The sequence below is a fragment of the Acidovorax bellezanensis genome (assembly GCF_025421555.1).
Taxonomy (GTDB): Bacteria; Pseudomonadota; Gammaproteobacteria; order Burkholderiales; family Burkholderiaceae_C; genus Comamonas; species Comamonas bellezanensis.
Window position 1 is genome coordinate 149,003 of record NZ_JAODYH010000003.1, and the last position, 24,693, is coordinate 173,695.

Below are 24,693 nucleotides of genomic sequence, written 5' to 3' on the forward strand. Positions count from 1 at the left end.
AGCCAAGCCGGGCCCGCCCTGGCTTGGCTTGAAACTCACAGTTGCCGGGCGGAAAACGTATCGCAGCCCTTGAGCTCACCGCGCTGCAGGCCGCTGTTGAACCAGCGCTGACGCTGGGCGCTGGTGCCATGGGTGAAGCTGTCGGGCACCACAGCGCCGCCGGCGGCACGTTGCAGCGCATCGTCACCGATCTTGGCCGCGGCATTCATGGCCTCCTCGACATCCCCCTGCTCCAGTATCTGGCGGGCATTTTGCGCATGGTGGGCCCAGACGCCGGCCAGGCAGTCGGCCTGCAGTTCCAGCCGCACCGACAGCTGGTTGTATTCGGTCTTGCTGACCCGCCCGCGCATGTTGTCCACCTTGGCGCTGATACCCAGCAGATTCTGCACATGGTGGCCCACCTCATGCGCGATCACATAGGCCTGAGCAAAGTCGCCGGGTGCACCCAGCTGGTTCTTGAGCGTTTGGTAAAAGCCCAGGTCGATATAGACCTTTTGATCGGCAGGGCAATAAAACGGCCCCATCGCTGCCTGGCCGGTGCCGCAGGCGGTCTGCGTCACGCCGCGAAACAGCACCAGCCGGGGGTCCTTGTAGCTGCCGCCGTTCCGGCGAAAGATATCCGTCCAGACGTCTTCGGTATCGGCCAGCACGGTCGACACAAAACGCGCCATTTGGTCGTCGGCCGGCGGCTTGTGGGCCGGCGCCTGTTGCTGCACAGCCACAGGGCTGCCGCCGCTGAGCACGCCCAGCAAGGTCAGCGGGTTGATGCCCAGCACCCAACCGCCGAGCAGGGCCACGACGATGGTCCCGATACCGATACTGCGGCCGCCAAAGACCGGCGAACCGCCTCCCTCATCCCGCCTGTCCTCGACATTTTCCGATTCCCGGTTTCCGTCCCATCGCATAAGAGCTCCTTGTCGCCGGCATGCGCGGCGTCTGGGTGGTGATATTACCCCCGTCATTTGGCACCTTACCTGTGTACATTCAGCTTATGCACTCTTCCACTGCCAGCAGCGCAGCGCTGCCCCAGATGCTTTTGCATGCAGCGCTTTCGCCCCATGCCACGGCCGCCTTGCTACCCTGGAAGCTTCTGGCCGAAGAGATTTTCGCCGTGCTGCACGACGCCAGCGTCCAGGTGCCGGCGCGCATCGTGCTGCCGCTGGCCGGCGGAGGCAGCCTGTTCTGCATGCCCGCCGCCGACAGCCAGCTGGCCATGACCAAGCTGATCACATCCACGCCGGCCAACGCCGGCACCCCCAGGCCCACCATCCAGGGCGATGTGGTCGTGTTCGACGTCGCCACCGGCAGCCGCCGCCTGACCCTGGACGGTCCCACCATCACCGCCCGGCGCACGGCCGCCGTCTCCCTGCTGGCCGCGCAACGGCTCGCGGCGCAGCCCGCAGGCCCCTTGCTGGTGATCGGTGCAGGCGCCCAGGGCAAGGCCCATGTCGAGGCTTTCGTGGCCGGGCTGGGCGTGCGCGAAGTGCATGTGGCCTCGCGCAGCACGCACAGCGCCCAGGCGCTGGTCGAGCATGCACGCAGCCTCGGCTGCGACGCCCGGCTGGTCAGCGATATCCGCCTGGCCGCCCGCCACTGCCCCTTGATCGTGACCTGCACGCCGGCCAACGCCGTGGTGCTGCACGAAGCACCGCGCGCCGATGCCTTCGTCTGCGCCGTGGGCGCCTTCACGCCGCAGATGGTGGAGCTGGCGCCCAGCCTGTGCCTGGACTTTGCCCAGCGCGGGCGCATCGTGGTCGACACCGAAGATGCCGCCCATGAGGCCGGCGACCTGCTGCAGGCCGGACTGGACGTGCCTCGCCTGCCCACGCTGGCGCAGGCCTTGAACGCGGGCCCGGCGCAGGCCAGCGGCGCTGTGCTGTTCAAAAGCTGCGGCTGGGGCGGCTGGGACCTGGCCGCGGCGCGGCTGGCCTGCGCGCAAGCGATGCAGGTGGCGACATGACCCAGCCACGCCCTCCTCCGCCCACGCATTCGTCGGCCTCCAAGCCCCGGCCCTGGAGCCTGCGCACGCAGATTGCCGTGGTCTTTGGCAGCCTGGTGGCGCTGGTCGCCATGCTGCTGTCGCTGGCCTTTGGCGAACTGCTCAAATTGCAAATACAGCATGAGGCGGCCGCATCGCTGCACACCGTGGCCCACAACGCCTCCAAGGCGCTGGCCAATGGCCTGTTCGAGCGCAGCCGGCTGGTGCAGGTCATGGCGTCCTCGCAGCATCTCTGGAAAAACGGACTGGACACGCCCGATGTCACAGCCCTGCTGCAGCGCCTGCAGGCGACCCAGCCGCACAGCCTGTGGATAGGCGTGGCCGACGCCCAGGGCATCGTGCAGACCGACTCCAACCACCTGCTCCAGGGCAAGAGCGTCAGCGATCGCCCCTGGTTCCAGGCCGGGCTCAAGGACGTCTATGTCGGCGACGTACACCCCGCCGAGCGGCTCGAGAAAATGCTGCCGCCCAGCGCCAATGGCGAACCGCTGCGCTTCGTGGATTTTTCCGCCCCGATTCGCCAACAGGGGCAGCCAGTGGGCGTGCTGGGCATACAAAGCAGTTGGGACTGGGCGCGCGATGCCATCGAAGACCTGCGCCCGGTCTATGCCGACCAGGCACAGATCGCGCTGTTTGTGTTCAATCGCCAGGGCCGGCTGATCTACGCCCCCCAAGGCCAGCTCGCGCGTTTCATGGCCCTGGACCAAGCGCTGCCAGCCACCGAAGGCCCGTCCACCAGCGCCACGGACAGCATGAACACCCCGGGCCAGGCGGCCCTGGCCCACTGGAAGGATGCGGATGCGCCCTTCCTCACGGCCGTGACCACGTTGCCGGCGCGCAGCCTGGCCAGCGACCTGGGGTGGTATGTGGTCGCGCGCCAGCCCACGCAGACGGCCTTCGCCGCCGCCAACAGCGTCGTCCTGCAGGCCCTGTTCGGCGGAATTGCGGCCGCCATGCTGGCCGCGCTGATCGCCTGGCTGGCCGCGCGCCGCCTGAGCGAAGACCTCAACAGCCTGTCCCAGGCCGCCCTGTACATCGAAGCCGGCATGCCCGGTGCCGTCGTGCCCCAGACCCACAGCACGCGGGAAGTCCAGCGCCTGTCGAGCACACTGGGCCATATGACGCGCCGCCTGCTGGCCATGAACGAGGCCATGGAGGAAACCGTGCGCCAGCGCACGCTGGAGCTGCAGCATGCCAATCTGGAGCTTTCACACCTGGCCAGCAGCGATCCGCTCACGGGCCTGCTCAACCGCCGCGGCTTCGAGACGCAGCTGAGCTATGCCCTGGCCCTGGCAAGGCGCAGCGGTCGCCCCTTGAGCGTGATCTCCCTCGATGTCGACCATTTCAAGCGCGTCAATGACAACCATGGCCACGAAGTCGGCGACAACGTGCTGCGCAGTCTGGGCGGCCAGCTCAAGGAGCGGCTGCGGTCCTCGGATGTGGTGGCCAGGCTGGGTGGAGAGGAGTTCATGGTGCTGTTGCCGGACACTGCTTTGGACAAGGCGCTGGAGACCGCCCTGCAGTTGCTGGCCTCGGTCCAGGCCTATCCAGAGCCCCGCGTGGGGCGCATCACCGTCAGCGCCGGCCTGTCGGCATTGCGCCCGGGCGAGGAAGATGCCGCCGCCATGCTGCGCCGCAGCGATGAAGCACTTTACGCCGCCAAGGCCGCAGGGCGCAATTGCGCCCAGGTCTTGGCATGACCCCCTGAGCGACTTCGCGGCAGGGGCCGTCCCCCGCTTCCCCCTCTCAACCTTCGGTGGAGGGGGGCGCCCGGCTAGGGACGGCAGCCTCGGTGCGGGACGGCCCTTCCTCGCTGCCCCTTGCTGGGACACGCCAGTTGCATAGGCTGCGGGTAGAGCGAGCGCCATGAATCCATGAGAGCCAAGGGCTTCGTTCAGAGGGGGTCGGCCTCGCCATCGGCCCCGCCATCGGCCCCGCCCGCGCAGGGTGGCCGATCGAAATAGGCACTCAGGCGTGCGCTCAAGGCACGCAGTTCCGGACAACCCATGGCCAAGGCTGTCGCCAGCTGCTCACGCGCATAGGCCGCATCGCCCAGCATCATGGCCGTGCGCACGGCATAGCCGTGGCCTGCCATCTGCAAGATAAATGCATCGAGCTCATGCTGCGGCCAGTAGGCACTGTGGCAGCCCGCGCGGCTGTCGACAACATCACGGCCGCCACCCACGGCGCCATCGGCATTTTGCGCCGCCCCGTGCACCGCGGCGCGCCAAGCGGAACTCCATAACGCAAGCATAAAACCTCCTGATCCTGGCAGATGCCTTGTCAGCCCATGCTAAATGCTACGCCCCGTCGCAACCAGACGGCGCACGGCCATGTCGCGTGTCAGGTTTTCTTGACAGTCGCTCAGGCGCGCGGGAGGGTTACGCCGCTTTGTCCCTGGTACTTGCCGCCACGGTCCTTGTAGCTGACTTCGCAGACTTCGTCGCTTTCGAAGAACAGCACCTGGGCGCAGCCTTCGCCCGCATAAATGCGTGCCGGCAGCGGTGTGGTGTTGGAAAACTCCAGCGTCACATAGCCTTCCCATTCGGGTTCGAACGGCGTCACGTTGACGATGATGCCGCAGCGCGCATAAGTGCTCTTGCCCAGGCAGATCGTCAGCACATTGCGCGGGATGCGGAAATACTCGACCGTGCGGGCCAGCGCAAAGCTGTTGGGCGGAATGATGCAGCTGTCGCCTTCGAAGTCGACAAAGCTTTTCTCATCGAAGTTCTTCGGGTCCACCACGGTGCTGTGGATGTTGGTGAAGACCTTGAATTCGGGCGCGCAGCGGATGTCGTAGCCATAGCTGCTGGTGCCGTAACTGATGATTTTTCGGCCGTCGGCCTCGCGCACCTGACCGGGCTCGAAAGGCTCGATCATGCCGGTGCTTTCCGCCATGCGACGGATCCATTTGTCGCTCTTGATACTCATGGGAATTCCTGCCAATACTGCTTCAGACGCCTGAAAACCAAGCGTAACAGGCTATTTTGCTTGAGAAATAATGGTTTGCTCCACCACCCGGTCATCGCCCAGCACGATCATGGCAAACAGCAATTCGTCCAGATTGCGCGCGGCGCGCGTCTTGCGCGCCAGCAGCGGCGTGGCCTCGGGGTTGAGCAGCACGAAGTCGGCTTCGCAGCCCGGCAGCAGGTTGCCGACCACGCCCCCCAATCCCATGGCCGCCGCCGCCCCGCCCGTGTGCTGCCACCACAAATCCGTGGGCGACAGGCTCAGCCCGCGCTTGCTCTGGCCTTCGCGGCCCACGGTGTAGGCCGCCAGCATGGTGCGAAACGGCGAGAAACTCGTACCCGCGCCCACGTCGCTGGCCAGGCCATAGGCAAAGCCGGCTTCCTGCGCGCTGCGATAGTCGAAAAATCCGCTGCCCAGGAACAGGTTGCTGGTCGGGCTCACGGCCGCCGCCGCGCCACGGGCACGCATCAGCACCCGGTCCTCGGCGTCCAGATAAATGCAGTGCGCATAGACCGCGCGCTCGCGCAGCAGGCCGAAATCGTCGTACACCGAGAGATAACTGCGCGCGCGCGGAAACAGCTCCCGCACCCAGCGCACTTCGTCGAGGTTTTCGGCCACATGGGATTGCACCCAGACATCGGGGTAGCGCGCGGCCAGCTCGCCTGCGCCGCGCAGCTGGGCTTCGGAACTGGTCGGGGCAAAGCGCGGCGTGATGGCGTAACCCAGCCGGTCCACGCCATGCCAGCGCTGGATCAACGCTTCGGTGTCGAGCAGGCTTTGTTCGGTGGCATCGCGCACGCCGTCAGGCGAGTTGCGGTCCTGCAACACCTTGCCGGTGACCAGTCGCATCCGCGCTTTTTGCGCCGCCGCCATCAAGGCATCGACCGAGGCCGGATGGCTGGTGGCGAAGGCCAGGGCCGTGGTCACGCCATTGCGCAGCAACTCGGCAATGAAGAACTCCGCGACTTGCGTGCTGTAGTCGCGATCGACAAAACGCTGCTCATGGGGAAAAGTGTAGTTTTCCAGCCAGGGCAGCAGGCCGTCGGCGGGCGCGCCTATGACATCGGTCTGCGGGTAATGGATGTGCAGATCGACAAAGCCCGGCGCGATCAGCCGCCCAGGGAAATGCTGTACCGGCAGGCCGGCAAACTGGGGGGCGAGCTGGGCCCAGTTGCCCGAGGCCTGCACGCACGCGCGGCCGTCGGGCGTGCGTGCGACAGCCAGCAGACCGTCCTCGTCATAAAGGGCCTGGCCCTGGGGGGTGAAGCGCAACAAGCCACTGCGGTAGATGTCCATGCCGCCGAGCTTAACGGCGATGGGCGCTGCGCGCCTGCGCATATTCCCGATCCAGCGCGCTTACTGCGTCAGCTTGCCCTGCACGCCTTCAACCAGCCAGTTCATGGTGAGAATCTGCGCATCGCTGAGCTGGCTGCCCTTGGGGATCACCACCTGCCCGCTGTTGTCGCGCACATCGGCGCCGCCCGCGGCAAACGGCGGCAAGCGGCCCTGGGCCATTTGCTGCTGACGCGCCAGCACCTCTTTTTGCACCGCCTGGGGCACGCTCCGCCCGAACGCTTCGAGGCGGATCATGCCTTCGCGCACGCCGCCCCAGACATCGCCGCTGGTCCAACTGCCGTCCAGCACGGCGCGCGCGCGCCGCGTGTAGTAGTCGCCCCACTGGTGGGTCACGGCCAGGATTTGCGCATCCGGCGCCACCTGGCGCATGTCCGAATGGTAGGCCACGGCGAACTTGCCGCGCTCCTGCGCCGCCACCATCACCGCGTTCGACGCGGAATGGAAGGCCAGCACGTCGGCGCCCTGGTTCATCAGCGTCATCGCCGCATCGCGTTCCTTGGCAGGGTCGAACCAGGTGTTGAGCCAGATCACCTTGACCTGGGCCTGCGGGTTGACCGAGCGCATGCCCAGCGCGAACGCATTGATGCCCTGCAGCACTTCGGGAATGGGAAAGCCCGCCACATAGCCGGCCACGCCGGTCTTGCTCATGCGCGCCGCGGCAATCCCCGACAGGTAACGCCCTTCGTAGTAGCGCGCGTTGGCAGTGGCCACATTGGCCGTGCGCTGGTAGCCGGTGATGGATTCGAAGCGCACATCCGGGAACTCGGCGGCAACGCGCAGCGTGGGCACCATGTAGCCAAAGCTGGTGGTGAAGATCAGCTTATGGCCGCTGCGCGCCAGATCGCGGATCACGCGCTCGGCGTCGGGCCCTTCGGCCACGTCGGCCACCACGCTGGTCTGCAGCTGCTTGCCCAGCGCGGCTTGCGCCGCCAGGCGTCCGACGTCGTGCTGGTGCGTCCAGCCGGCTTCGAGCACCGGCGTGACATAGACAAAGGCCGCGGACAGCGGCTTGCCGGAGGTTTGGGAAAAAGCGGGGGTGAAAAAACAGGCGGCCGCGAACACGGCTGCGAGGTTTTTGTACATGGTGGTCCTCTACATGGCCCGGAAACAAACAAGGCTTGCAGCAGCGGGCACTGACTGCAAACGGGGCGAATTCTAGCCCGGGAGGACCGAAATCCGCGACCACAAGGTCTCTGATCTGACAAGCGCCAAGCCAGGGCCACGGCCACAATGCAGTCAACCCCATTCACCAAGGAGACCCTTGCCATGCCTGAGTTTGTCGACCATTCGCCCCCGGGAGAATGCATTTTCTGTCGCATCGTCCACCAGGAGCTGCCCGCGGCCCTGGTCTACGAAGATGCGCTGACCCTGGCCTTCATGGACATAGGCCAGGTCACGCCCGGCCATGTGCTGGTCGCGACCCGGCGCCACGCGGCCACCTTGCTGGAGTTGACGCCGGCCGAAGCCGCGGCCGTGATGCAGACCGCCCAGCGCATGGCCCAGGCCGTGCAGACGGCGTTCGCGCCGGCCGGCATCACCTTGCTGCAGGCCAACGGCGCGGCCGGCGGCCAGACCGTGGCCCATTTCCACATGCATGTGGTGCCGCGCCATGCGGACGACGGCATCAAGCTCAGCTGGCCGCGCAAGGAGCCGGGCTCAGACGTGCTGGCTGGCTATGCGCAGCGATTGCGAATGGCGCTAGCAGACTGAATTTCGTAACGCTCGCGCAGCCCGCAGCCTATGCAACTGGCGCGCCCCAACAAGGGGGCAGCGAGGAAGGGCCGCCCCGCACCGAGGCTGCCGTCTCCCTCCACCGAAGGTTGAGAGGGGGAAGACGGGGCGCGCCTAGCGCGAAGCGGCTCAGGGGGTGATTGCAGCTTCCATTCCATGGCGCACAAAGCAGGCGTCGAGCTGCTCCATCCACGCAGCCTTGCTCGCCGCGCCGGCAAAGCTGGCCTGCAGGCTGTTGCGCGCGAGCTGGTAGGCCTGGCGCGCGCCCATGCCGGTGGCGGCGAACAGCTGCACGAAGTTTTCGTTGATATAGCCGCCGAAATAGGCCGGATCGTCGGAGTTCACCGTCGCCACCAGGCCGGCTTCGAGCAGCTGCGGCAGGTTGTGGTCGGCCAGATCGGGGAAGACCTGCAGCATCTGGTTGGACAGCGGGCACACGGTGAGCGCAATGCGCTCGCGCGCCAGCCGCTGGACCAGCGCCGCGTCCTGCAGCGCCTGCACGCCGTGGTCCACGCGTTCGACCTGCAGCACGTCCAGCGCGCTCCAGATATAGGCCGGCGGACCTTCTTCGCCGGCGTGGGCCACCAGGCGCAGGCCCAGCGCGCGGCAACGCGCAAACACGCGCGCGAATTTCTCGGGCGGGTGGCCCAGCTCGCTGCTGTCCAGCCCGACGCCGATGAAACGGTCGCGCAAAGGCATGGCCTGGGCCAGCGTGACCAAGGCCTCTTCCTCGCTCAGGTGGCGCAGGAAGCACAGGATCAGGTCGCAGGAAATGCCCCAGTCGCGCTCGGCCTCGCGGCAGGCGCGGTACAGGCCGTTGATCACCGAAGCCATGGGCACGCCACGCGCCGTATGGGTTTGCGGGTCGAAGAAGATTTCGGCGCGCACCACGTGGTCGCGCACGGCCCGAGCCAGGTAGGCGCGCGCCATGTCGTAGAAATCCTGCTCGTGCAGCAGCACGCTCGCGCCGGCGTAGTAGATGTCGAGAAAACTCTGCAGATCGGTGAAGGCGTAGGCACGGCGCAGCGCCGCCACATCGGCATAGGGCAGCTCCACCTGGTTGCGCTCGGCCAGCGCAAAGATCAGCTCCGGCTCCAGCGAGCCTTCGATATGGATATGCAACTCGGCCTTGGGCATGTCGCGCAGCAAGGCCATCAAAGGTGACTTCGGCAGAACGGTGGACATCAGCAGACTCCGAAAGAAACGCCGCGCGATTTGAGGTAGCGGCGGTAGGCGGACGACATGCGGTCGGCCGCGGAATGCAACTCTGCACGCGGATCGAGCGGCAGGCACTTGGGTTGTTGCGACTCCAGCACCGGTTGGTCCTGGACGAAGATGGTGTGCTGGAACGCCTGCAGCTTTTCGTCGGGTGTCTCGAAATCAGCCACCGCCAAGCGGAACCAGACGCGGCTGCTCTCGGGCGTCACGGGGCAGATGAACAGGCCGATGGATTCGTACCAGCCCTCCTTGCTCGTGCCTTCCTCGGGCAGCTTGTTGAGCAAGGCCGTATAGGGATCGGTCACCTCATAGGTGTAATGCACTTCGGCCGCGGCCGTGGAATGCAGATTGGACTGCGGCTGAACCGCCTTGCAGTTCGTCGCCTTGACGCCAGTGGGCGTGTTCTCGACCTGGTAAGGCGCCATGGCCGTGGCATCGCGCGAGCCCAGCCAGCCTTCGTGCACAAAGCCGAAATGCGACATGTCGAGAAAATTCTCGATGATGCGCGGCGCGCTGGCCGCGACGTCGTAAGGCCCGCAAAGGACTTTGCGCAGCTTGTCGTCGCCTTCGGCGGCGAAGACCGGCAGCGGCGTGTCGGCGGCCTCCAGCTGCACCCAGACCAGGCCATAGGCCTCCTGCACCGCGAACGAACGCACACAGTGCGCGGGCGGCGGCACGAACTCGGGCACGGCGGGCACCTGCGCGCAGTGGCCGTCGCTGGCGAACTGCCAGCCGTGATACGGGCACTCCAGCCGGTCACCGCTGACGCGGCCCATGGACAGGCGTGCGCCCCGGTGGGGGCAGCGGTCGACGAAGGCCCGCACCTCGCCCGCCAGATCGCGCCACAGCACCAGCTCCTGTTCCAACAAACGCACGGCCAGGGGCGCGTGCACTACTTCTTGGGCCAAGGCCACCGGATGCCAGAGTGTTTTTTCCATCATGAAAGTGTATTCGTCATGCAGAGGGCCGCCCGAAGGCGGCCCTTGATTCCAACCGTTAAAACGGTTTACTTCTTGTCGCCGCCGGGGATGTTACCTTCCACGCCCTTGACGTAGAAGTTGATGCCCGAGAGGAACTTGTCATCGGCCACGGCGTCGGCCGCCAGCACGGGCTTGCCATCCTGGCCGGCAATCGGGCCCTTCCAGATGGAGAAGCTGCCGTCCTTGAGGCCTGCGCGGACAGCGTCGACCTTGGCCTTGATTTCCGCGGGCACGTCTTCGGCGATGGACACCAGGTCGATCGCGCCTTCCTTCACGCCCCACCAGCTGGAACCCGTGGCCCAGGTGCCATTGAGCACGTCGTTGGTGGCCTTGGTGTAGTAAGGCGTCCAGTTGATGATGGCCGAACCCAGGTGGGCCTTGGGGCCGTAGGCGGTCATGTCCGAATCCCAGCCGAAAGCGCGCTTGCCCTTTTCCTGGGCCGTCTTCAGCACGGCGGGCGAGTCGGTGTTCTGGAACAGCACGTCGGCGCCGCCGTTGATCAACGAAGTCGCGGCTTCGGTTTCCTTGGGTGGGCTGAACCACTCATTGACCCAGACCACCTTGGTCTTGATCTTGGGGTTGACCGACTGCGCGCCCAGCGTGAAGCTGTTGATGTTGCGGATCACTTCGGGAATCGGCACCGAGCCGACCACGCCCAGGGTGTTGGTCTTGGTCATGCCACCGGCGATGACGCCGGCCATGTAGGCGCCTTCATAGGTGCGGCTGTCGTAGGTGCGCACGTTCTCGGCGGTCTTGTAGCCCGTGGCGTGTTCGAACTTCACCTTGGAGAAGTCAGGCGCGAGCTTTTGCAGCGCTTCCATGTAGCCGAAGGTGGTGCCGAAGATCAGCTGATTGCCCTGGCCGGCCATGTCGCGCAGCACGCGCTCGGCGTCCGGGCCTTCGGGCACGCTTTCCACGTAGCTGGTCTTGATCTTGTCGCCAAATTCCTTTTCCAGGGCCTTGCGCGCCTGGTCGTGGGCAAACGACCAGCCGCCATCGCCGACCGGACCGACATACGCAAACGCGATCTTCAGCGGCTCGGCCTTGGCGGGCGCTTCGGCCACGGGTGCGGGCGCAGGTGCCGCTGCGGGCTCCTCTTTCTTGCCACAGCCGGCCAGGGCTGCCGCGGCCACGGCGGTCAGCGCCGCCAGCTTGAACATCGAACGCTTGTGCAGATCAGTCATATTTCTTCCTAGAAAAAACAGGGTCACAACAATAGGAAAACGGTCGGGGCTTGCCCCGGGGAGGCACGTTCAATGTATCAGCAAGTAACGTGCCTGCCTGTTGCTTACTTGCCAGCGCCGGGCACGTTGCCTTCGATACCAGCCACGTAGAAGTTGATGCCGCTCAGGAAAGCATGGTCACCCACGGCTGCATCGGCCAACTGTTCCTTGCCACTGTTGTCCTTGAGCGGGCCCTTCCAGATGTGGAACGTGCCGTCCTTGAGGCCGGCCTTGGCAGCAGCCACCTTGTCCTTGAGTGCCTGGGGCACGTCGTCGGCGATGCTCACCAGGTCCATGGCACCTTCCTTGACGCCCCACCAGTGCTGGCCGGTGCTCCAGGTGCCCGCCAGCATGTCCTGCGTGACCTTGCGGTAGTACGGCAGCCAGTTGATTTCGGCCGAGGCCAGGTGGGCCTTTGGCGCGTAGGCGCTCATGTCCGAATCCTTGCCGAAAGCGCGCACACCGCGCTCTTGCGCCGTCTTGAGCACGGCGGGCGAGTTGGTGTTCTGGTAGAGCACGTCGACGCCGCCGTTGATCAGCGTGGCCGCGGCTTCGGATTCCTTGGGTGGGCTGAACCACTCGTTGACCCAGACCACGCGAGCCTTGATCTTGGGGTTGACGCTTTGCGCGCCCAGCACGTAGCTGTTGATGTTGCGCAGCACTTCGGGAATCGGCACCGAGGCGACGACGCCGATCTGGTTGGACTTGGTCATGCCGCCGGCGACGATGCCGGCCAGGTAGGCGCCTTCGTAGGTGCGCGCGTCATAGGTGCCCACGTTCTCGGCGGTCTTGTAGCCCGTGGCATGTTCGAACTTCACGTCCTTGGCATCGGCCGCGACTTTCTGCACCGGCTCCATGTAGCCGAAGCTGGTGGAAAACACCATCTTGTTGCCCTGACCGACCAGGTCGCGCAGCACGCGCTCGGCGTCCGGGCCTTCGGGCACGCTTTCCACCAGCGAGGTCTGAATCTTGTCGCCGAACTCGGCCTGCAGGGCCTGGCGGGCCTTTTCATGCTGGAACGTCCAGCCGCCGTCGCCGACCGGGCTCACGTACATGAACGCCATCTTCAGCGGACCCGCAGCAGCCGCTGCCGCGGGCGCAGGCGCGGCAGCTGGCGCTGCGGCTTCTTCTTTCTTGCCGCAGCTGGCCAGGGCCAGGGCCACGGCCGACAGCGCGGCCACTTTGAGCAAAGCGCGTTTTTGCAGATTCTTCATTCTTGTCCCTCTCGACTCAGTGTTCTGTAAAAAAATGGCTCAGGAGCCGGGGTAAAACGGCTTGCCGAGCGAGGCCGGCATGTTCGCACGAATCCAGCTGGAATTGCGCGAAATCAGCACCAAGACGACGATGGTCGCGAGATAGGGCAGCATGCTCAGCAACTGGCTGGCCAGTTGCACGCCCGAAGCCTGCAAATGGAATTGCAGCATGGTCACACCGCCAAACAGATAGGCACCCAGCAGGATGCGCGCAGGGCGCCAGGTGGCGAAGGTGGTCAGCGCCAGCGCAATCCAGCCGCGCCCGGCGACCATGCCCTCGACCCACAACGGGGTGTAGACCACCGAGATATAGGCCCCGGCCAGACCGCACATGGCACCGCCGAAGACCACGGCCGCCAGGCGGATGCGGCGCACGGGGTAGCCCAGCGCATGCGCGGATTCCGGCGACTCGCCCACGGCGCGCAGCACCAGGCCGGCGCGCGAGCGGTACAGAAACCAGACCATGGCCAGGGCCAGCAGCACCACCAGATAGACCAGTGGATGCTGGCGGAACAGCGCGGGGCCCAGCAGCGGAATGTCGGACAGCACGGGAATCGCGTACTTGGGCAGCTCGGGCAACTTGGCCTGCACGTAGTTCAGGCCGACGAAGGCCGAGAAGCCCGCGCCGAACAGCGTCAGCGCCAGGCCCGTGGCCTGCTGGTTGGTGTTGAGCCAGATGACCAGCACGCCGAACAGCGCCGCCAGCACGGCACCGGCGGCCATGCCGGCCGCGAAGCCCACCCAGGTATTGCCCGAATGCACCACGGCCGCGAAACCGGCAATCGCCGCGCACAGCATCATGCCTTCGGCGCCGAGGTTGATGATGCCGGCCTTCTCGTTGATCAACAGGCCCAGGGCGGCCAGGGCCAGCACGGTGCCGGCGCTCAGCGTGGAGCCGAGCAGCAATGCATACGGCTCCATTACAGGCCTCCCTTCGCCGCGGCCACCACGGGCGCCGTCACGGGGGGCGCCGCCACCGGCCTGGGAGAACGGACCCAGCGCAGGCGGTAGGTCACCAGGGTGTCGCAGGCCAGCAGCGAGAACAGCAGCAGGCCCTGGAAAACGCCCGTGAGGGACTTGGGCAGGCCCAGACGCGACTGCGCCAGCTCACCACCGATATAGAACATGCTCATGAGAACGGCGGAAAAAATCATGCCCACGGGGTGCAGGCGCCCGACGAAGGCCACGATGATGGCGGCAAAACCGTAGCCGGCGGGAACATAAGGCGTGAGCTGGCCCATGGGGCCGGCGACTTCCAGCGCCCCGGCCAGACCGGCCGCGCCACCCGAAATCAACAAGGCCGTCCACAGCGCACGGCGCGAGGAAAAGCCCGCATAGAGCGCGGCCGCCGGCGCCAGGCCGCTGACCTGCTGGGCAAAGCCGGCGCGTGTGCGCGCCAGAAACACCCACAGCACGCCCGCGCCCAGCAGCGCCAGCACCACGCCGATGTTCACGCGCGTGCCTTCGATCAGCTTGGGAATCTGCGTCACGCGCTCGAAGGTCTTGCTCTGCGGGAAGTTGTAGCCCATGGGGTCCTTCCAGGGGCCGTAGACCAGATAGCCCAGCACCAGGATGGCCACATAGACCAGCATCAGGCTGACCAGGGTTTCGTTGGCGTTGAAGCGGTCGCGCAGAAAAGCCACGATGCCGGCCCAGACCATGCCGCCCAGCACGCCGGCCACCAGGATGGCGGGCACGATCCAGGGGCCGGTGGTCTTGTCCGCCAACAGCGCCATTCCGCCCGCGGCCACCGCGCCCATGACGAATTGGCCTTCGGCGCCGATGTTCCAGACATTGGAGCGAAAGCACACGGCCAGGCCCAGCGCCACCAGCAGCAGCGGCGTGGCCTTCATGGCCAGCTCACCGAGCGCGTAGCCGGACTTGATCGGATCCCAGAAGAACGCCTGCAGGCCGCGCACCGGGTCCTTGCCCAGCATGACGAACAGCGCGACGCCGATCAGCACCGTGATCGCCAGCGCCAGCACCGGCGAAGCATAGGTCCAGACCTTGGAAACCTGGGGGCGCGGTTCAAGCTTGAGCATGCTGGCCTCCCTGTGCGGCCTGCGCGGCTGGCTGCGCTTCGGCATGCCACAGCCCGCTCATCCATTCGCCTATGCGCTGCACCGTGGCCTGGGCCCGGGGCACGGAAGGCGACAGCTGGCCCTTGGCCACGACATGCAGCCGGTCTGAGATTTCAAACAATTCGTCCAACTCCTCACTGAGCACCAGAACGGCGCAGCCCGCATCGCGCAGCGCCAGGATTTCGCCGCGGATTTGCGCGGCAGCGCCCACATCCACGCCCCAGGTCGGCTGCGAGATGATCAACAGGCGGGGCTTGGCATCGATTTCGCGGCCCACGATGAATTTCTGCAGGTTGCCGCCCGACAGCGACTTGGCGGCTGCATTCGGCCCGCCGGCCTTGACCTGGAAGCGCTCGATGATGGCGCGGGCTTGGCTGTGCAGCACGTCCATGTGCAGCCAGCCCCCGCGGCCCACGGCGTTGTCGCGCGTCAGCAGCAGGTTGTGCGCCAGGCTCATGGACGGCACGGCGCCGCGGCCCAGGCGCTCCTCGGGCACGAAATGCAGGCCCAGGGCCCGGCGCTGGCGCGGCGACATGCGCCCCGCCGCCTGGCCCGCGACCTGCACCATCTCGGGTGCGGCGCGCCGGTCTTCGCCCGACAGGCTGTAGAGCAGCTCTTTCTGGCCGTTGCCCGAAACCCCGGCAATGCCCACCACTTCGCCGGCGCGCACTTCGAAGTTGATGCCTTCCAGGTCCACGCCGAAATGGTCGGTGCGGGCCAGCGACAAGCCCTGCACGCGCAGCACCGTGGCGCCGGTGGCGACTTCGCGGTGGGTCAGGGCCGGCGGCTCGGCGCCGATCATCAGCCGCGACAGGGAAGCGTTGGATTCCTCGCCCGGGCGGCACACGCCCGTGACCTTGCCGCCACGCAGCACCGTGCAGGTGTCGCACAGCTCGCGGATTTCATGCAGCTTGTGGCTGATGTAGAGAATGCTGCAACCTTCCGCGGCGAGCTTGCGCAGCACCACGAACAGCTTGTCGACGGCCTGGGGCGTGAGCACCGACGTGGGCTCATCCAGGATCAGCACGCGCGGGCGCGTGAGCAGGGCGCGGATGATTTCCACGCGCTGCATTTCGCCCACCGACAGCGTGTGCACCGGGCGCAGGGCATCGATGTCCATGCCGTAGACGCTGGCGGTTTCCTCGATGCGGCTTACGACTTCGGCCAGCGAAATCTGCTTGTCCAGGCCCAGCCAGACGTTTTCCGCCACGGTGAGCGTGTCAAACAGACTGAAATGCTGGAACACCATGGCAATGCCCAGCTGGCGCGCTTCCTGGGGGTTGCGTATCTGTACCACCTGGCCATCGACCTGCAGCAGGCCTTCATCGGGCTTCACGGCGCCATAGATGATTTTCATCAAGGTCGACTTGCCCGCACCATTTTCGCCCAGCACGGCGTGCACTTCGCCGGGCTGCACCGTCAGTGACACGCCACTGTTGGCCACCACTGCCGGATATCGCTTGGTAACGCCCGTCAGTTGCAAGCGCGGTGGGGCGGCACCGGGCGTGGGAATTGTTTCAGGGGGATTCATGGCGGCGATTGTCTCTCAATTTTCCAAACACATTCCATAAAGCATCCCGCAAGCGCTTGCCTGGCTTAGGCAACAAGCTATTATTTATGTAGCAACAAAGCACGGCACCCAGGGCGTCGCACAAGCCCTTGCAGGGCGCAGCCAGCCAGGGACGGACACAGGACGCCACCTCCCGCGCATGCCAGCAGGCACGTAACGGTCCAGTCTGCTGCAAGCAAAAGCCGTGCGCATTGGTGCTTTACCTCAGGTCTCGGGCCTGGCCCTCGGGCCGGTCCCGATGGACGGCGGCCTCCGTCCGCACGAAAATTGCTTATGCAGGGCCATGCCTTCCACCTCGCCTGCTTTCTGAACGCACTTTGATGAGCCACCGTCCCATGACCACCTCTGCCTTGCAATTCCTACGCCGCGGCCAAGCGGTGACGCTGCACGATGTACCGCCCGATCGCACGCTGCTCGAAGTGCTGCGCGAAGACCTGGGCTGCACCGGCACCAAGGAAGGCTGCGCCGAAGGCGACTGCGGCGCCTGCACCGTGGTCATAGCCGAAGCGGTGGCCACGCCGGCCGGCGAACAACTGCGCTATTCGGCCATCAACAGCTGCATCCGCCTGGCCCATTCGGTCCAGGGACTGGCGCTGTGGACCGTGGAAGACCTGGTGCGCGACCCACTGATCACGCGTGAAGACCCGGCCAGCACCGTCCACCCGGCCCAGGCCGCCATGGTCAGCTGCCACGGCTCGCAATGCGGCTTCTGCACGCCGGGCTTCGTCATGAGCCTGTTCGGCATGTACCAGAACCGCGTCTGCCAGGGCCAGCCCATCACGCGCGAGCTGGCCCAGCACGATTTGTCGGGCAATCTGTGCCGCTGCACCGGCTACCGCCCCATCCTGGACGCGGCCGAGCAGATGGCGCAACTGCCCCGGGCCCAGGTCGACGAGGCCGCCGTGCTGGCGCAGCTGCAGCAGTTGACGCCAGGCGATGACACGGCCTACCTCGCACCGCGGACCCTGGCCGAACTGCTCCAGGCCCGCGCCGCCCACCCCCAGGCCCAGGTCGTGGCCGGCTGCACGGATGTGGGCCTGTGGGTCACCAAGCAATTCCGCCAGTTTCCCCAGGTGCTGGACCTGACCCGCGTCGCCGAGCTGCGCACCATCGAGGACGACGGCGATCAGCTGTCCATAGGCGCGGCCGCCACCCTGACCGAGGCGTTCGCGGCCATGCAGGCGCTGTGGCCGCAGCTCGATGAATTCGCCGCGCGCTTTGCCGGCCTGCCCGTGCGCAACGCCGGTACGCTGGGCGGCAACGTGGCCAACGGCTCGCCCATCGGCGACTCCATGCCGCTGCTGATCGCCTTGCGCGCCCAGGTGGTGCTGGCCAGCCTGCGCGGCGAACGCCAGCTGCCGCTGGAAGACTTCTACACCGGCTACCGGGAAAACCTGCTGGCGGCCGACGAGTTGCTGGTGCGCATTCTGGTGCCCAAGCCCCGCGCCGGCGAACTGCTGCGCGCCTATAAGGTGAGCAAGCGCACCGACGACGACATCTCCGCGGTCTGCCTGGCCATCCAGCTGGAACTGCAGGGCGGCCAGGTGGTCGGCGCCTCGATAGGCGTGGGCGGCGTCGCGGCCACGCCCGTGCGCGCGCGCCAGACCGAAGCCGTGCTGAGCGGCCAGCCCTGGAACGAGACCACGCTGACGCGCGCGGCCGACGCGCTGAGCGCCGAGTTCCAGCCCCTGTCCGACATGCGCGCCAGCGGCAGCTACCGCCGCGCGCTGCTGGCCAATCTGCTGCAGCGCTACTGGCTGGAATCGCAAGGCCCAAGCCCGCAGCTGGCCACGCTGACCTCCCTGGCGCAAGCCGCCGCCGCGAAAGTCACACCATGAAAGCCCTCGACCTCCTCTCCCCCGCGCTGGCTCCGGCACTCACGCCCACGCGCTCCGTTCCGGCGGTGGGCCGGCCCCATGTGCATGAAAGCGCGCTGGCCCAGGTCCAGGGCACGGCGCATTACATCGACGACCTGCCGGAACTCAAGGGCACGCTGTATGCCGCGCCGATTCTGTCGAACGTGGCCCACGGCCGGCTGCGCGGCGTCGACAGCACGGCCGCGCTGGCCCTGCCCGGCGTGCGCGGCGTGGTGTTGTCGGCCGACGTGCCCGGCGACAAGATCCTGGCCGCGTTCGGCCACGACGAGCCCGTGTTTGCCATCGACAGCGTGCAGCATGTGGGCCAGGTCATAGGCCTGGTCGTCGCCGGCAGCATGCGCCAGGCGCGCCGCGCCGCGCGGCTGGTGCGCTGCGATATCGACGCCCTGCCCGCCGTCCTCGACGTGCACACCGCCCATGCCCAGAAAAGCTATGTGCTGCCGCCGGTGTTCGTGCGCCGGGGCGATGCCCAGGCCGCGCTGCTGCGCAGCGAGCACCGGCTCAGCGGCCAGCTGGAAGTCGGCGGCCAGGAGCACTTCTATCTGGAAGGCCAGATCGCCTACGCCCTGCCGCTGGAGCAGCAGCAGTGGCAGATCTATTCCAGCACCCAGCATCCCGGCGAAGTCCAGCACTGGGTCGCGCATGCGCTGGGCCTGGAAAACCATGCGGTCAAGGTCGAGTGCCGGCGCATGGGCGGCGGCTTCGGCGGCAAGGAAACCCAGGCCGGCCACCTGGCTGTCTGGGCCTGCGTGGCCGCACGCAAGTTCGGCTGCCCGGTCAAGCTGCGGCTGGACCGCGATGACGACTTCATGATCACCGGCAAGCGCCACCCCTTCGCCTACGAATACGACGTGGGCTTTGACGACAGCGGCCTGATCACCGGCCTGCACCTGGACATGCTGGCCAACTGCGGCTTCTCGGCCGACCTGTCCGGCCCCGTGGCCGACCGGGCGATCTTCCATGCCGACAATGCCTATTTCCTCAGCGACGTGGAAATCGCCTCCTACCGCTGCAAGACCAACACCCAGAGCCACACGGCGTTCCGCGGTTTTGGCGGTCCCCAGGGCGTGATCGTCATCGAAGCCATCATCGGCGACATCGCGCGCCAGCTGGGCCTGGACGCGTTCGACGTGCGCCTGCGCAACCTCTACGACAAGAACCCGCAGGGCCCGCGCAGCCTGACCCACTACCAGATGCGGGTCGAGGACAACATCCTGCACGCCTTGATGCCCGCGCTGGCAGCGTCCGCGCAGTACCGCCAGCGGCAGGCCGAGATCGCCGAGTGGAACGCCGGCCAGCCGGTGATCAAGCGCGGCCTGGCGCTCACCCCCGTCAAGTTCGGCATCAGCTTCACGGCCACGCTGTTCAACCAGGCCGGCGCGCTGGTCCATGTCTACACCGACGGCAGCGTGCAGGTGAACCACGGCGGCACGGAGATGGGCCAGGGGCTGAACACCAAAGTGGCGCAAATCGTCGCCGACGAGCTGGGCGTGCCCCTGGAGCGCGTGCTGGTCACGGCCAGCGATACCAGCAAGATTCCCAACGCCAGCGCCACGGCCGCATCCAGCGGCACCGACCTCAACGGCCGGGCCGCGCAATACGCGGCGCGCACCGTGCGCAACAACCTCGCGGCCTTTGTCTCCGGACTCGACGGCTGCGGCGCGGGCGCGGTGGATTTCTCCGGCGGCCTGGTGCGCACGCCGAAAAGCGAGCGCCGCTGGGAAGATGTGGTCGGCGAAGCCTTCGCCAACCGCATCCAGCTGTGGAGCGACGGTTTCTACCGCACGCCCAAGATCCATTACGACAAGACCACCCTCACCGGCCGGCCCTTCTATTACTTTGCCTACGGCGCGGCCTGCAGCGAAGTCGCGCTCGACACGCTGACCGGCGAGAGCCGCGTGCTGCGCGTGGACATACTGCACGACGTGGGCCACAGCATCAACCCGGCCATCGACATCGGCCAGATCGAGGGCGGCTTCGTGCAGGGCATGGGCTGGCTGACCAACGAGCAGCTGGTCTGGAACGACAAGGGCCTGCTGACGACGCACGCGCCCAGCACCTACAAGATCCCCACGGCGGGCGATATTCCGGCCCACTTTCAGATCGACCTGTGGCCAGAAGCCAACCGCGAAGACAACGTCGGCGGCAGCAAGGCCGTGGGCGAGCCGCCGTTCATGCTGGCCATCAGCGTCTACGAAGCCCTGCGCAACGCCGTGGCCGCGAGCCGCGGCGGCACCCAGCCACTGGAACTGACGGCGCCGGCTACGGCGGAGAATCTGTTGCGGGCGCTGGGGAGGGTGCACGACGACGCGTGATGTCCTGTCACCCAGGCGATGCCCGTCGGAAAAGGTGTGTCTTCGATTTTCACGACATGCCGTTGCCACGGGCAGGGGCCGGGTCTCGGCCCGGCAGCCGACTTCATTTTCTTGCTCGCACAAGAAAACGGAAGCAAAAGAATGCGGCCCTACTTCCTGCGTCCCTTCGCTGACGCTCAGGGCAACCTGCGGTGCTCGGTCACGGGCTGCGCCGCGGAACTCGCTACGCGCCGGGGGCTGGGCGCCCCCAGCGCTCCGCTCGAACAACCGCGGCGAGTCAGTTAACGAAGTCGGTGTGTCCTTCGGCACACCGACCAGCCCGCGCCCTGCGCGCCGCAGGCGCATCCACAAGGGCTAGGAAGCGGGATAGCTTCCTTGGGTCATCAACGGCGTGAGCCTTGCCAAGAGAGAATTCCAGAATTCCTCAAAACAGCCGGCAGCTACAACCCATGGGGCTCCGCGCAGCTCACGGGTTCTCCGCCTCCACCAGCGCCGCCGAATGCTCCTGCACCCGCCCCCTGCCCTGGCGCTTGGCGTCATAGCAAGCCATGTCGGCCGCGTGCAGCACGGCCGCCACGCTGGGCTGGCGGGCGTTGAGCACCACCATGCCTATGCTCACGCCCAGCCAGAAGCGCTGGCCCTGGTAGGACGCCTCCCAGGCGCTGATGGCTTCGCACAGCTGGTCCGCCAGGGTTCGGCCCTGGCGCTGCGTGGCTTCGGGCAGGAGTACGGCGAACTCGTCACCCCCCAGGCGCGCCACCCAGCCCGGCTGGCGCACCAGTGTTTCCAGCAGCCGCGCGAAGTGGCGCAACACTGCATCGCCTGCATCATGGCCGGCCATGGCGTTGACCGATGCGAAGTGGTCGAGATCGAGGAACAGCAGTACGCCGCCGTCGCCCGGCGCCATGGCCATCGCCTCCGCCGCTGCCTTGCTGCGCCCCTCCAGCCACTGTTGCAGACGCTGGGTCAACGCTTCGCGGTTGGGCAGCTGGGTCAGCGCATCGTGCGTGGCCAGCCACTCGGGATGGGCGCGCGCCTGGCGCTGATCGGTCACATCGTCGACCATCCAGACCATGGCCACGCCGGCATCGCCCTCTATGCGCCGCCCCTGCATGCGCAGCCACACCGGGCTGCCATTCTTGTGCATCAGACAGACTTCATCATCGAACTGGCCATAGGCCCGCATTTCCCAGCGAATACGCTCGACCACGCGCCGGTAATCGGCATCCGACGCACACAACTGGCGCATGGGATAGCCCTGCAGCTCCTGGGGGAGATAGCCCACCATGCGCGCGGCCTGCGCGCCCAGCAGCTCCAGCCGGCCGTGGCGGGTGACCACAATGGCCGCCGGGGCCTGCTCCAGAATGGTCGCGGTCTGGGCCTGGTAATGGGCTGCCCGGCGGGCCTGGACATCGCGCTGGCGCGACAAGGCGTGCAGCACGCGCCACAGCACCGCGACTTCGCCCCAGGCATTGGGCATGGGCGGCAGGCGGGCAATCCGCTGCGCGCGGCCCGGCACGGGCCGCTGCAGCATCTGCACGGCGCGCCCGGACAGCTCCATCCAGGGATAGGCCGCCGTGACCATGGCCATGGCGGCCAGCAAGGCCAGCACCGCCGCTCCCAGCAAGGCCAGGCTGCCCCAGCCCGACAGGCCCCACAGCGGCGGTGACGAAAGCCGCGTCACGCGCACCAGAAACCACTGCGGCAAGGGCATGCCGGCCAGGGTGTACACATAGTCACCATGGGTTTCGCTGGCGCTGCGAATCTGCACCGGCAACTGCTGCAGCAAGGTCTTGATGAAGGGCGTGCCCAGACCCGTCTCGTCGCGCACATGGCCCAGCCAGCGCGCGGGATTGGAATGCGCCACAATGCGGCCGTCCGTGGCGACCAGCATCAGGCGGCTGGCCGACCAGTTGTCGGAAGCCGCTGGCGGCAGCAAGGACTGGGACGACAGGGTCAGCCCGCCGGCCATCACGCCGACCACCTCGCCCGCACTGCTGCGCAGCGGCGCGGTGTAGAGCATGCGCAAGTCGTCGCTGCCCGGCTGTACCAAGGTGCCCACCATGGGCTTTCCGCCCGACAGGGTGCGCCGCAAGAGATCGCGTTCGTTGACATCCAGCGACTCCAGCGGACGGTCCTTGCCGCCGCGCACATAGGCCACCAGGTTGCCGTCGACCAGCGCCACGCTCAGCGAGTCAAACCACTCGGCCAGCGGAATCTCGTCCCGCAAGGCCTGCCCCAGGCTGGCGCTGTCGCGCAGGCGCTCCATGGGAATCGAGTCGGCCAGGGTCAGCAGCACTTTCTGCTGCAGTTCCACGCGGCTGGCGAGCAGGCGCGCCACCATTTCCACCTCTTCCGTCTGCTGCTCGGCGGCGCGCGTCTGCAGTGCCTCGGTCACGCCGCCATGGACATACCAGGCGCTGCCCGCGCCCGCCAGCAACACCGCCAGCACCATGATCAGCAGCAAGCTGCGCAGCATGGGGCCGGCACGCGCACGCGGCTCCGGCAGGCGCCCTTCATCGGAGAGGCCTGCGGCTCGGGCAAGGTCGGCATCAAAAGCCATGAGGGTCCCGCAAATCCAAGGTACAGCCAATATAAGCAGCGACTGCCCGCGGCCCTACGGGTTGAACCCTCATAGCCAGCCACAGTGACCTGGGGAGCTAAACGTCTGGTTACAGAATCAGCAGCGCGCGGAAATCGTTCACATTGGTGAACGTAGGGCCGGTCACCACCAGATCATCCAGCTGGTGGAAGTAGGTCCAGGCGTCATTGCGGTCCAGGTGGTCCTGTACCGGCATGCCCAGCGCACGGGCGCGCGCCAGCGTCTCGGGCGCCACCAGCGCGCCAGCGTTGCTTTCCACGCCGTCGATGCCGTCGGTGTCGGCGGCCAGGGCCCAGACGCCGGGCTGGCCCTGCAAGGCCTGGGCCAGACCCAGACAGAATTCGCCCGCGCGTCCGCCCCGCCCCTTGGCGGCACCCGGCAGCCGTGGGCGCACCGTGACCGTGGTCTCTCCGCCGCTGAGCAGCACGCAAGGCGCCTTGAACGGCTGGCCGTGGCGGGCCACGGCGCGCGCCAGCGCCGCATGCACGCGGCCCACTTCGCGCGATTCGCCTTCGATTTCATCGCTCAGCACCCAGGCATCCATGCCTGCGGCCCGGGCCCGGGCCGCGGCCGCTTCCAGGGCCTGGCGCGGGGCGGAAATCACCGCCAGCTCGTGGCCTGCGAAACAGGCATCGCCGGGCTTGGGCGTCTCCAGCGCGCCGCTTTGCAGCGCCGCGCGCACGGCATCGGGCAAGGCGATCTTCAGCCGGTCGATGATGGCCAGCGCCTGGGCGCAGGTACCGGCATCGGCCACCGTGGGGCCGCTGGCGATGGTCGCGGGGTCGTCACCCGGCACGTCGCTGATGGTCAGCGTGACCACGCGCGCCGGCGCGCAGGCGGCGGCCAGGCGGCCGCCCTTGATGCGCGACAGGTGCTTGCGCACGCAATTCATTTCCGCGATGTCGGCGCCGCTTTCGAGCAGCGCGCGGTTGATGCGCTGCTTGTCTTCCAGCGACAGGCCGTCGGCGGGCAGGGTCAGCAGCGACGAGCCGCCGCCCGAGATCAGGCACAGCACCAGGTCATCGGCCGTCAGGCCCTGGACCAGCGCCAGAATGCGCTCGGCGGCCTGCATGCCGGCCGCGTCGGGCACGGGGTGGGCCGCTTCCACCACTTCGATGCGCTCGGCCAGGCCCGGTGGGCGCTGTGGAATATGCTCGTAACGGGTCACGACCAGGCCGGACAGCGGCGCATCCGCGGGCCACAGGGCTTCGACGGCCTGGGCCATGGAAGCGCCCGCCTTGCCCGCGCCTATCACCACCGTCCGCCCGCGTGGCGGCGACGGCAGGTGGCTGGCCATGGCATGCACCGGCAGGGCACTGCGCACGGCCGTGTCAAACAGCGCCAACAGGAATTCGCGCGGCTGCTCCTGGGGATCGGGCAGCGCGCTTGTCTCGGAAATAGTGGTTGTAGTCATGGCTCGCCATTGTGCATGGACAGCACGCTGCCACAAAACAGCTCAAGCCATGGTTACATCGCGTTGGCGCCACATGCATCCCGTGTGTCTATGCAACATTCGCA

The 24,693-nt window shown here is 67.0% G+C and carries 19 protein-coding genes; 5 read left to right on the plus strand and 14 right to left on the minus strand.

Features of this window, described 5'->3' with window-relative positions; translation table 11 throughout:
• Positions 1-35: 35 nt before the first annotated feature.
• Positions 36-905, minus strand: coding sequence for a KPN_02809 family neutral zinc metallopeptidase (gene ypfJ / locus N0K08_RS04290; protein WP_261498807.1), 870 nt, complete (start codon positions 903-905; stop codon positions 36-38).
• Between the two features lie 86 nt (positions 906-991).
• Here ypfJ and N0K08_RS04295 point away from each other — a divergent pair, with 86 nt between their 5' ends.
• Both N0K08_RS04295 and N0K08_RS04300 read left to right on the plus strand, forming a co-directional pair.
• Positions 992-1,960 carry a delta(1)-pyrroline-2-carboxylate reductase family protein gene (locus tag N0K08_RS04295; RefSeq protein ID WP_408642900.1) on the plus strand — a complete coding sequence of 323 codons (969 nt, stop codon included), beginning with the start codon at positions 992-994 and terminating at the stop codon, positions 1,958-1,960.
• On the plus strand, positions 1,957-3,699 hold the full coding sequence (locus N0K08_RS04300; RefSeq protein WP_261498808.1) for a sensor domain-containing diguanylate cyclase: 1,743 nt from the start codon (positions 1,957-1,959) through the stop codon (positions 3,697-3,699). The genes N0K08_RS04295 and N0K08_RS04300 overlap by 4 nt, the downstream gene beginning before the upstream one ends.
• A gap of 194 nt (positions 3,700-3,893) precedes the next feature.
• Here the strand turns inward: N0K08_RS04300 and N0K08_RS04305 are convergent, their stop codons facing one another.
• The 4 genes from N0K08_RS04305 to N0K08_RS04320 all read right to left on the minus strand — a co-directional run bounded on the left by N0K08_RS04305 (position 3,894) and on the right by N0K08_RS04320 (position 7,408).
• Positions 3,894-4,253 carry a hypothetical protein gene (locus tag N0K08_RS04305; RefSeq protein WP_261498809.1) on the minus strand — a complete coding sequence of 120 codons (360 nt, stop codon included), beginning with the start codon at positions 4,251-4,253 and terminating at the stop codon, positions 3,894-3,896.
• A 110-nt stretch (positions 4,254-4,363) separates the two neighbouring features.
• Positions 4,364-4,930 carry a dCTP deaminase gene (dcd, locus tag N0K08_RS04310; RefSeq protein ID WP_159911013.1) on the minus strand — a complete coding sequence of 189 codons (567 nt, stop codon included), beginning with the start codon at positions 4,928-4,930 and terminating at the stop codon, positions 4,364-4,366.
• Positions 4,931-4,981: 51 nt separating this feature from the next.
• Positions 4,982-6,265, minus strand: coding sequence for a guanine deaminase (guaD, locus tag N0K08_RS04315; RefSeq protein ID WP_261499645.1), 1,284 nt, complete (start codon positions 6,263-6,265; stop codon positions 4,982-4,984).
• Between the two features lie 60 nt (positions 6,266-6,325).
• The gene (locus tag N0K08_RS04320; protein WP_261498811.1) at positions 6,326-7,408 is read right to left on the minus strand and encodes a BMP family ABC transporter substrate-binding protein; all 1,083 of its coding nucleotides are present in this window, start codon (positions 7,406-7,408) and stop codon (positions 6,326-6,328) included.
• Positions 7,409-7,591: 183 nt separating this feature from the next.
• Here N0K08_RS04320 and N0K08_RS04325 point away from each other — a divergent pair, with 183 nt between their 5' ends.
• Positions 7,592-8,035, plus strand: a complete 444-nt coding sequence (locus N0K08_RS04325; protein WP_261498813.1) for an HIT family protein — start codon at positions 7,592-7,594, stop codon at positions 8,033-8,035.
• 150 nt (positions 8,036-8,185) lie between these two features.
• On the opposite strand, the gene N0K08_RS04330 is transcribed toward N0K08_RS04325, so the two are convergent.
• From N0K08_RS04330 to N0K08_RS04360, 7 genes are all read right to left on the minus strand, one after another.
• Positions 8,186-9,241: an adenosine deaminase gene (locus N0K08_RS04330; protein ID WP_261498814.1), complete on the minus strand. Its 1,056-nt coding sequence runs from the start codon at positions 9,239-9,241 to the stop codon at positions 8,186-8,188.
• The gene (locus N0K08_RS04335) at positions 9,241-10,215 is read right to left on the minus strand and encodes an aromatic ring-hydroxylating dioxygenase subunit alpha (RefSeq protein WP_261498815.1); all 975 of its coding nucleotides are present in this window, start codon (positions 10,213-10,215) and stop codon (positions 9,241-9,243) included. Before N0K08_RS04335 ends, N0K08_RS04330 begins: the two co-directional genes overlap by 1 nt.
• Positions 10,216-10,280: 65 nt before the next feature.
• A complete protein-coding gene (locus N0K08_RS04340) occupies positions 10,281-11,438 on the minus strand; it encodes a BMP family ABC transporter substrate-binding protein (RefSeq protein ID WP_261498816.1) in 1,158 nt (385 codons plus the stop codon).
• Positions 11,439-11,542: 104 nt separating this feature from the next.
• Positions 11,543-12,691, minus strand: coding sequence for a BMP family ABC transporter substrate-binding protein (locus N0K08_RS04345; RefSeq protein ID WP_261498818.1), 1,149 nt, complete (start codon positions 12,689-12,691; stop codon positions 11,543-11,545).
• Between the two features lie 39 nt (positions 12,692-12,730).
• On the minus strand, positions 12,731-13,651 hold the full coding sequence (locus N0K08_RS04350; RefSeq protein WP_261498820.1) for an ABC transporter permease: 921 nt from the start codon (positions 13,649-13,651) through the stop codon (positions 12,731-12,733).
• Complete coding sequence (locus tag N0K08_RS04355) at positions 13,651-14,772, minus strand: ABC transporter permease (RefSeq protein WP_261498821.1); 1,122 nt, start codon at positions 14,770-14,772, stop codon at positions 13,651-13,653. The genes N0K08_RS04350 and N0K08_RS04355 overlap by 1 nt, the downstream gene beginning before the upstream one ends.
• Positions 14,759-16,342 (minus strand): ABC transporter ATP-binding protein, encoded by a 1,584-nt coding sequence (locus N0K08_RS04360; protein WP_261498822.1) that lies wholly within the window; start codon positions 16,340-16,342, stop codon positions 14,759-14,761. The genes N0K08_RS04355 and N0K08_RS04360 overlap by 14 nt, the downstream gene beginning before the upstream one ends.
• 374 nt (positions 16,343-16,716) lie before the next feature.
• Here N0K08_RS04360 and xdhA point away from each other — a divergent pair, with 374 nt between their 5' ends.
• Positions 16,717-18,219 (plus strand): xanthine dehydrogenase small subunit, encoded by a 1,503-nt coding sequence (gene xdhA / locus N0K08_RS04365; protein ID WP_261498824.1) that lies wholly within the window; start codon positions 16,717-16,719, stop codon positions 18,217-18,219.
• A complete protein-coding gene (xdhB, locus tag N0K08_RS04370) occupies positions 18,216-20,573 on the plus strand; it encodes a xanthine dehydrogenase molybdopterin binding subunit (RefSeq protein WP_261498825.1) in 2,358 nt (785 codons plus the stop codon). Before xdhA ends, xdhB begins: the two co-directional genes overlap by 4 nt.
• A 466-nt stretch (positions 20,574-21,039) precedes the next feature.
• On the opposite strand, the gene N0K08_RS04375 is transcribed toward xdhB, so the two are convergent.
• Both N0K08_RS04375 and N0K08_RS04380 read right to left on the minus strand, forming a co-directional pair.
• Positions 21,040-23,136 carry a sensor domain-containing diguanylate cyclase gene (locus tag N0K08_RS04375; RefSeq protein WP_261498826.1) on the minus strand — a complete coding sequence of 699 codons (2,097 nt, stop codon included), beginning with the start codon at positions 23,134-23,136 and terminating at the stop codon, positions 21,040-21,042.
• Positions 23,137-23,245: 109 nt separating this feature from the next.
• Positions 23,246-24,589: a glycerate kinase type-2 family protein gene (locus tag N0K08_RS04380; protein ID WP_261498827.1), complete on the minus strand. Its 1,344-nt coding sequence runs from the start codon at positions 24,587-24,589 to the stop codon at positions 23,246-23,248.
• Positions 24,590-24,693: the final 104 nt, after the last annotated feature.

Coding starts and splice junctions, on each gene's coding strand:
- ypfJ (WP_261498807.1), bottom strand. CDS start 905: ATGCGATGGGACGGAAACCGGGAATCGGAAAATGTCGAGGACAGGCGG.
- N0K08_RS04295 (WP_408642900.1), top strand. CDS start 992: ATGCACTCTTCCACTGCCAGCAGCGCAGCGCTGCCCCAGATGCTTTTG.
- N0K08_RS04300 (WP_261498808.1), top strand. CDS start 1,957: ATGACCCAGCCACGCCCTCCTCCGCCCACGCATTCGTCGGCCTCCAAG.
- N0K08_RS04305 (WP_261498809.1), bottom strand. CDS start 4,253: ATGCTTGCGTTATGGAGTTCCGCTTGGCGCGCCGCGGTGCACGGGGCG.
- dcd (WP_159911013.1), bottom strand. CDS start 4,930: ATGAGTATCAAGAGCGACAAATGGATCCGTCGCATGGCGGAAAGCACC.
- guaD (WP_261499645.1), bottom strand. CDS start 6,265: ATGGACATCTACCGCAGTGGCTTGTTGCGCTTCACCCCCCAGGGCCAG.
- N0K08_RS04320 (WP_261498811.1), bottom strand. CDS start 7,408: ATGTACAAAAACCTCGCAGCCGTGTTCGCGGCCGCCTGTTTTTTCACC.
- N0K08_RS04325 (WP_261498813.1), top strand. CDS start 7,592: ATGCCTGAGTTTGTCGACCATTCGCCCCCGGGAGAATGCATTTTCTGT.
- N0K08_RS04330 (WP_261498814.1), bottom strand. CDS start 9,241: ATGTCCACCGTTCTGCCGAAGTCACCTTTGATGGCCTTGCTGCGCGAC.
- N0K08_RS04335 (WP_261498815.1), bottom strand. CDS start 10,215: ATGATGGAAAAAACACTCTGGCATCCGGTGGCCTTGGCCCAAGAAGTA.
- N0K08_RS04340 (WP_261498816.1), bottom strand. CDS start 11,438: ATGACTGATCTGCACAAGCGTTCGATGTTCAAGCTGGCGGCGCTGACC.
- N0K08_RS04345 (WP_261498818.1), bottom strand. CDS start 12,691: ATGAAGAATCTGCAAAAACGCGCTTTGCTCAAAGTGGCCGCGCTGTCG.
- N0K08_RS04350 (WP_261498820.1), bottom strand. CDS start 13,651: ATGGAGCCGTATGCATTGCTGCTCGGCTCCACGCTGAGCGCCGGCACC.
- N0K08_RS04355 (WP_261498821.1), bottom strand. CDS start 14,772: ATGCTCAAGCTTGAACCGCGCCCCCAGGTTTCCAAGGTCTGGACCTAT.
- N0K08_RS04360 (WP_261498822.1), bottom strand. CDS start 16,342: ATGAATCCCCCTGAAACAATTCCCACGCCCGGTGCCGCCCCACCGCGC.
- xdhA (WP_261498824.1), top strand. CDS start 16,717: ATGACCACCTCTGCCTTGCAATTCCTACGCCGCGGCCAAGCGGTGACG.
- xdhB (WP_261498825.1), top strand. CDS start 18,216: ATGAAAGCCCTCGACCTCCTCTCCCCCGCGCTGGCTCCGGCACTCACG.
- N0K08_RS04375 (WP_261498826.1), bottom strand. CDS start 23,136: ATGGCTTTTGATGCCGACCTTGCCCGAGCCGCAGGCCTCTCCGATGAA.
- N0K08_RS04380 (WP_261498827.1), bottom strand. CDS start 24,589: ATGACTACAACCACTATTTCCGAGACAAGCGCGCTGCCCGATCCCCAG.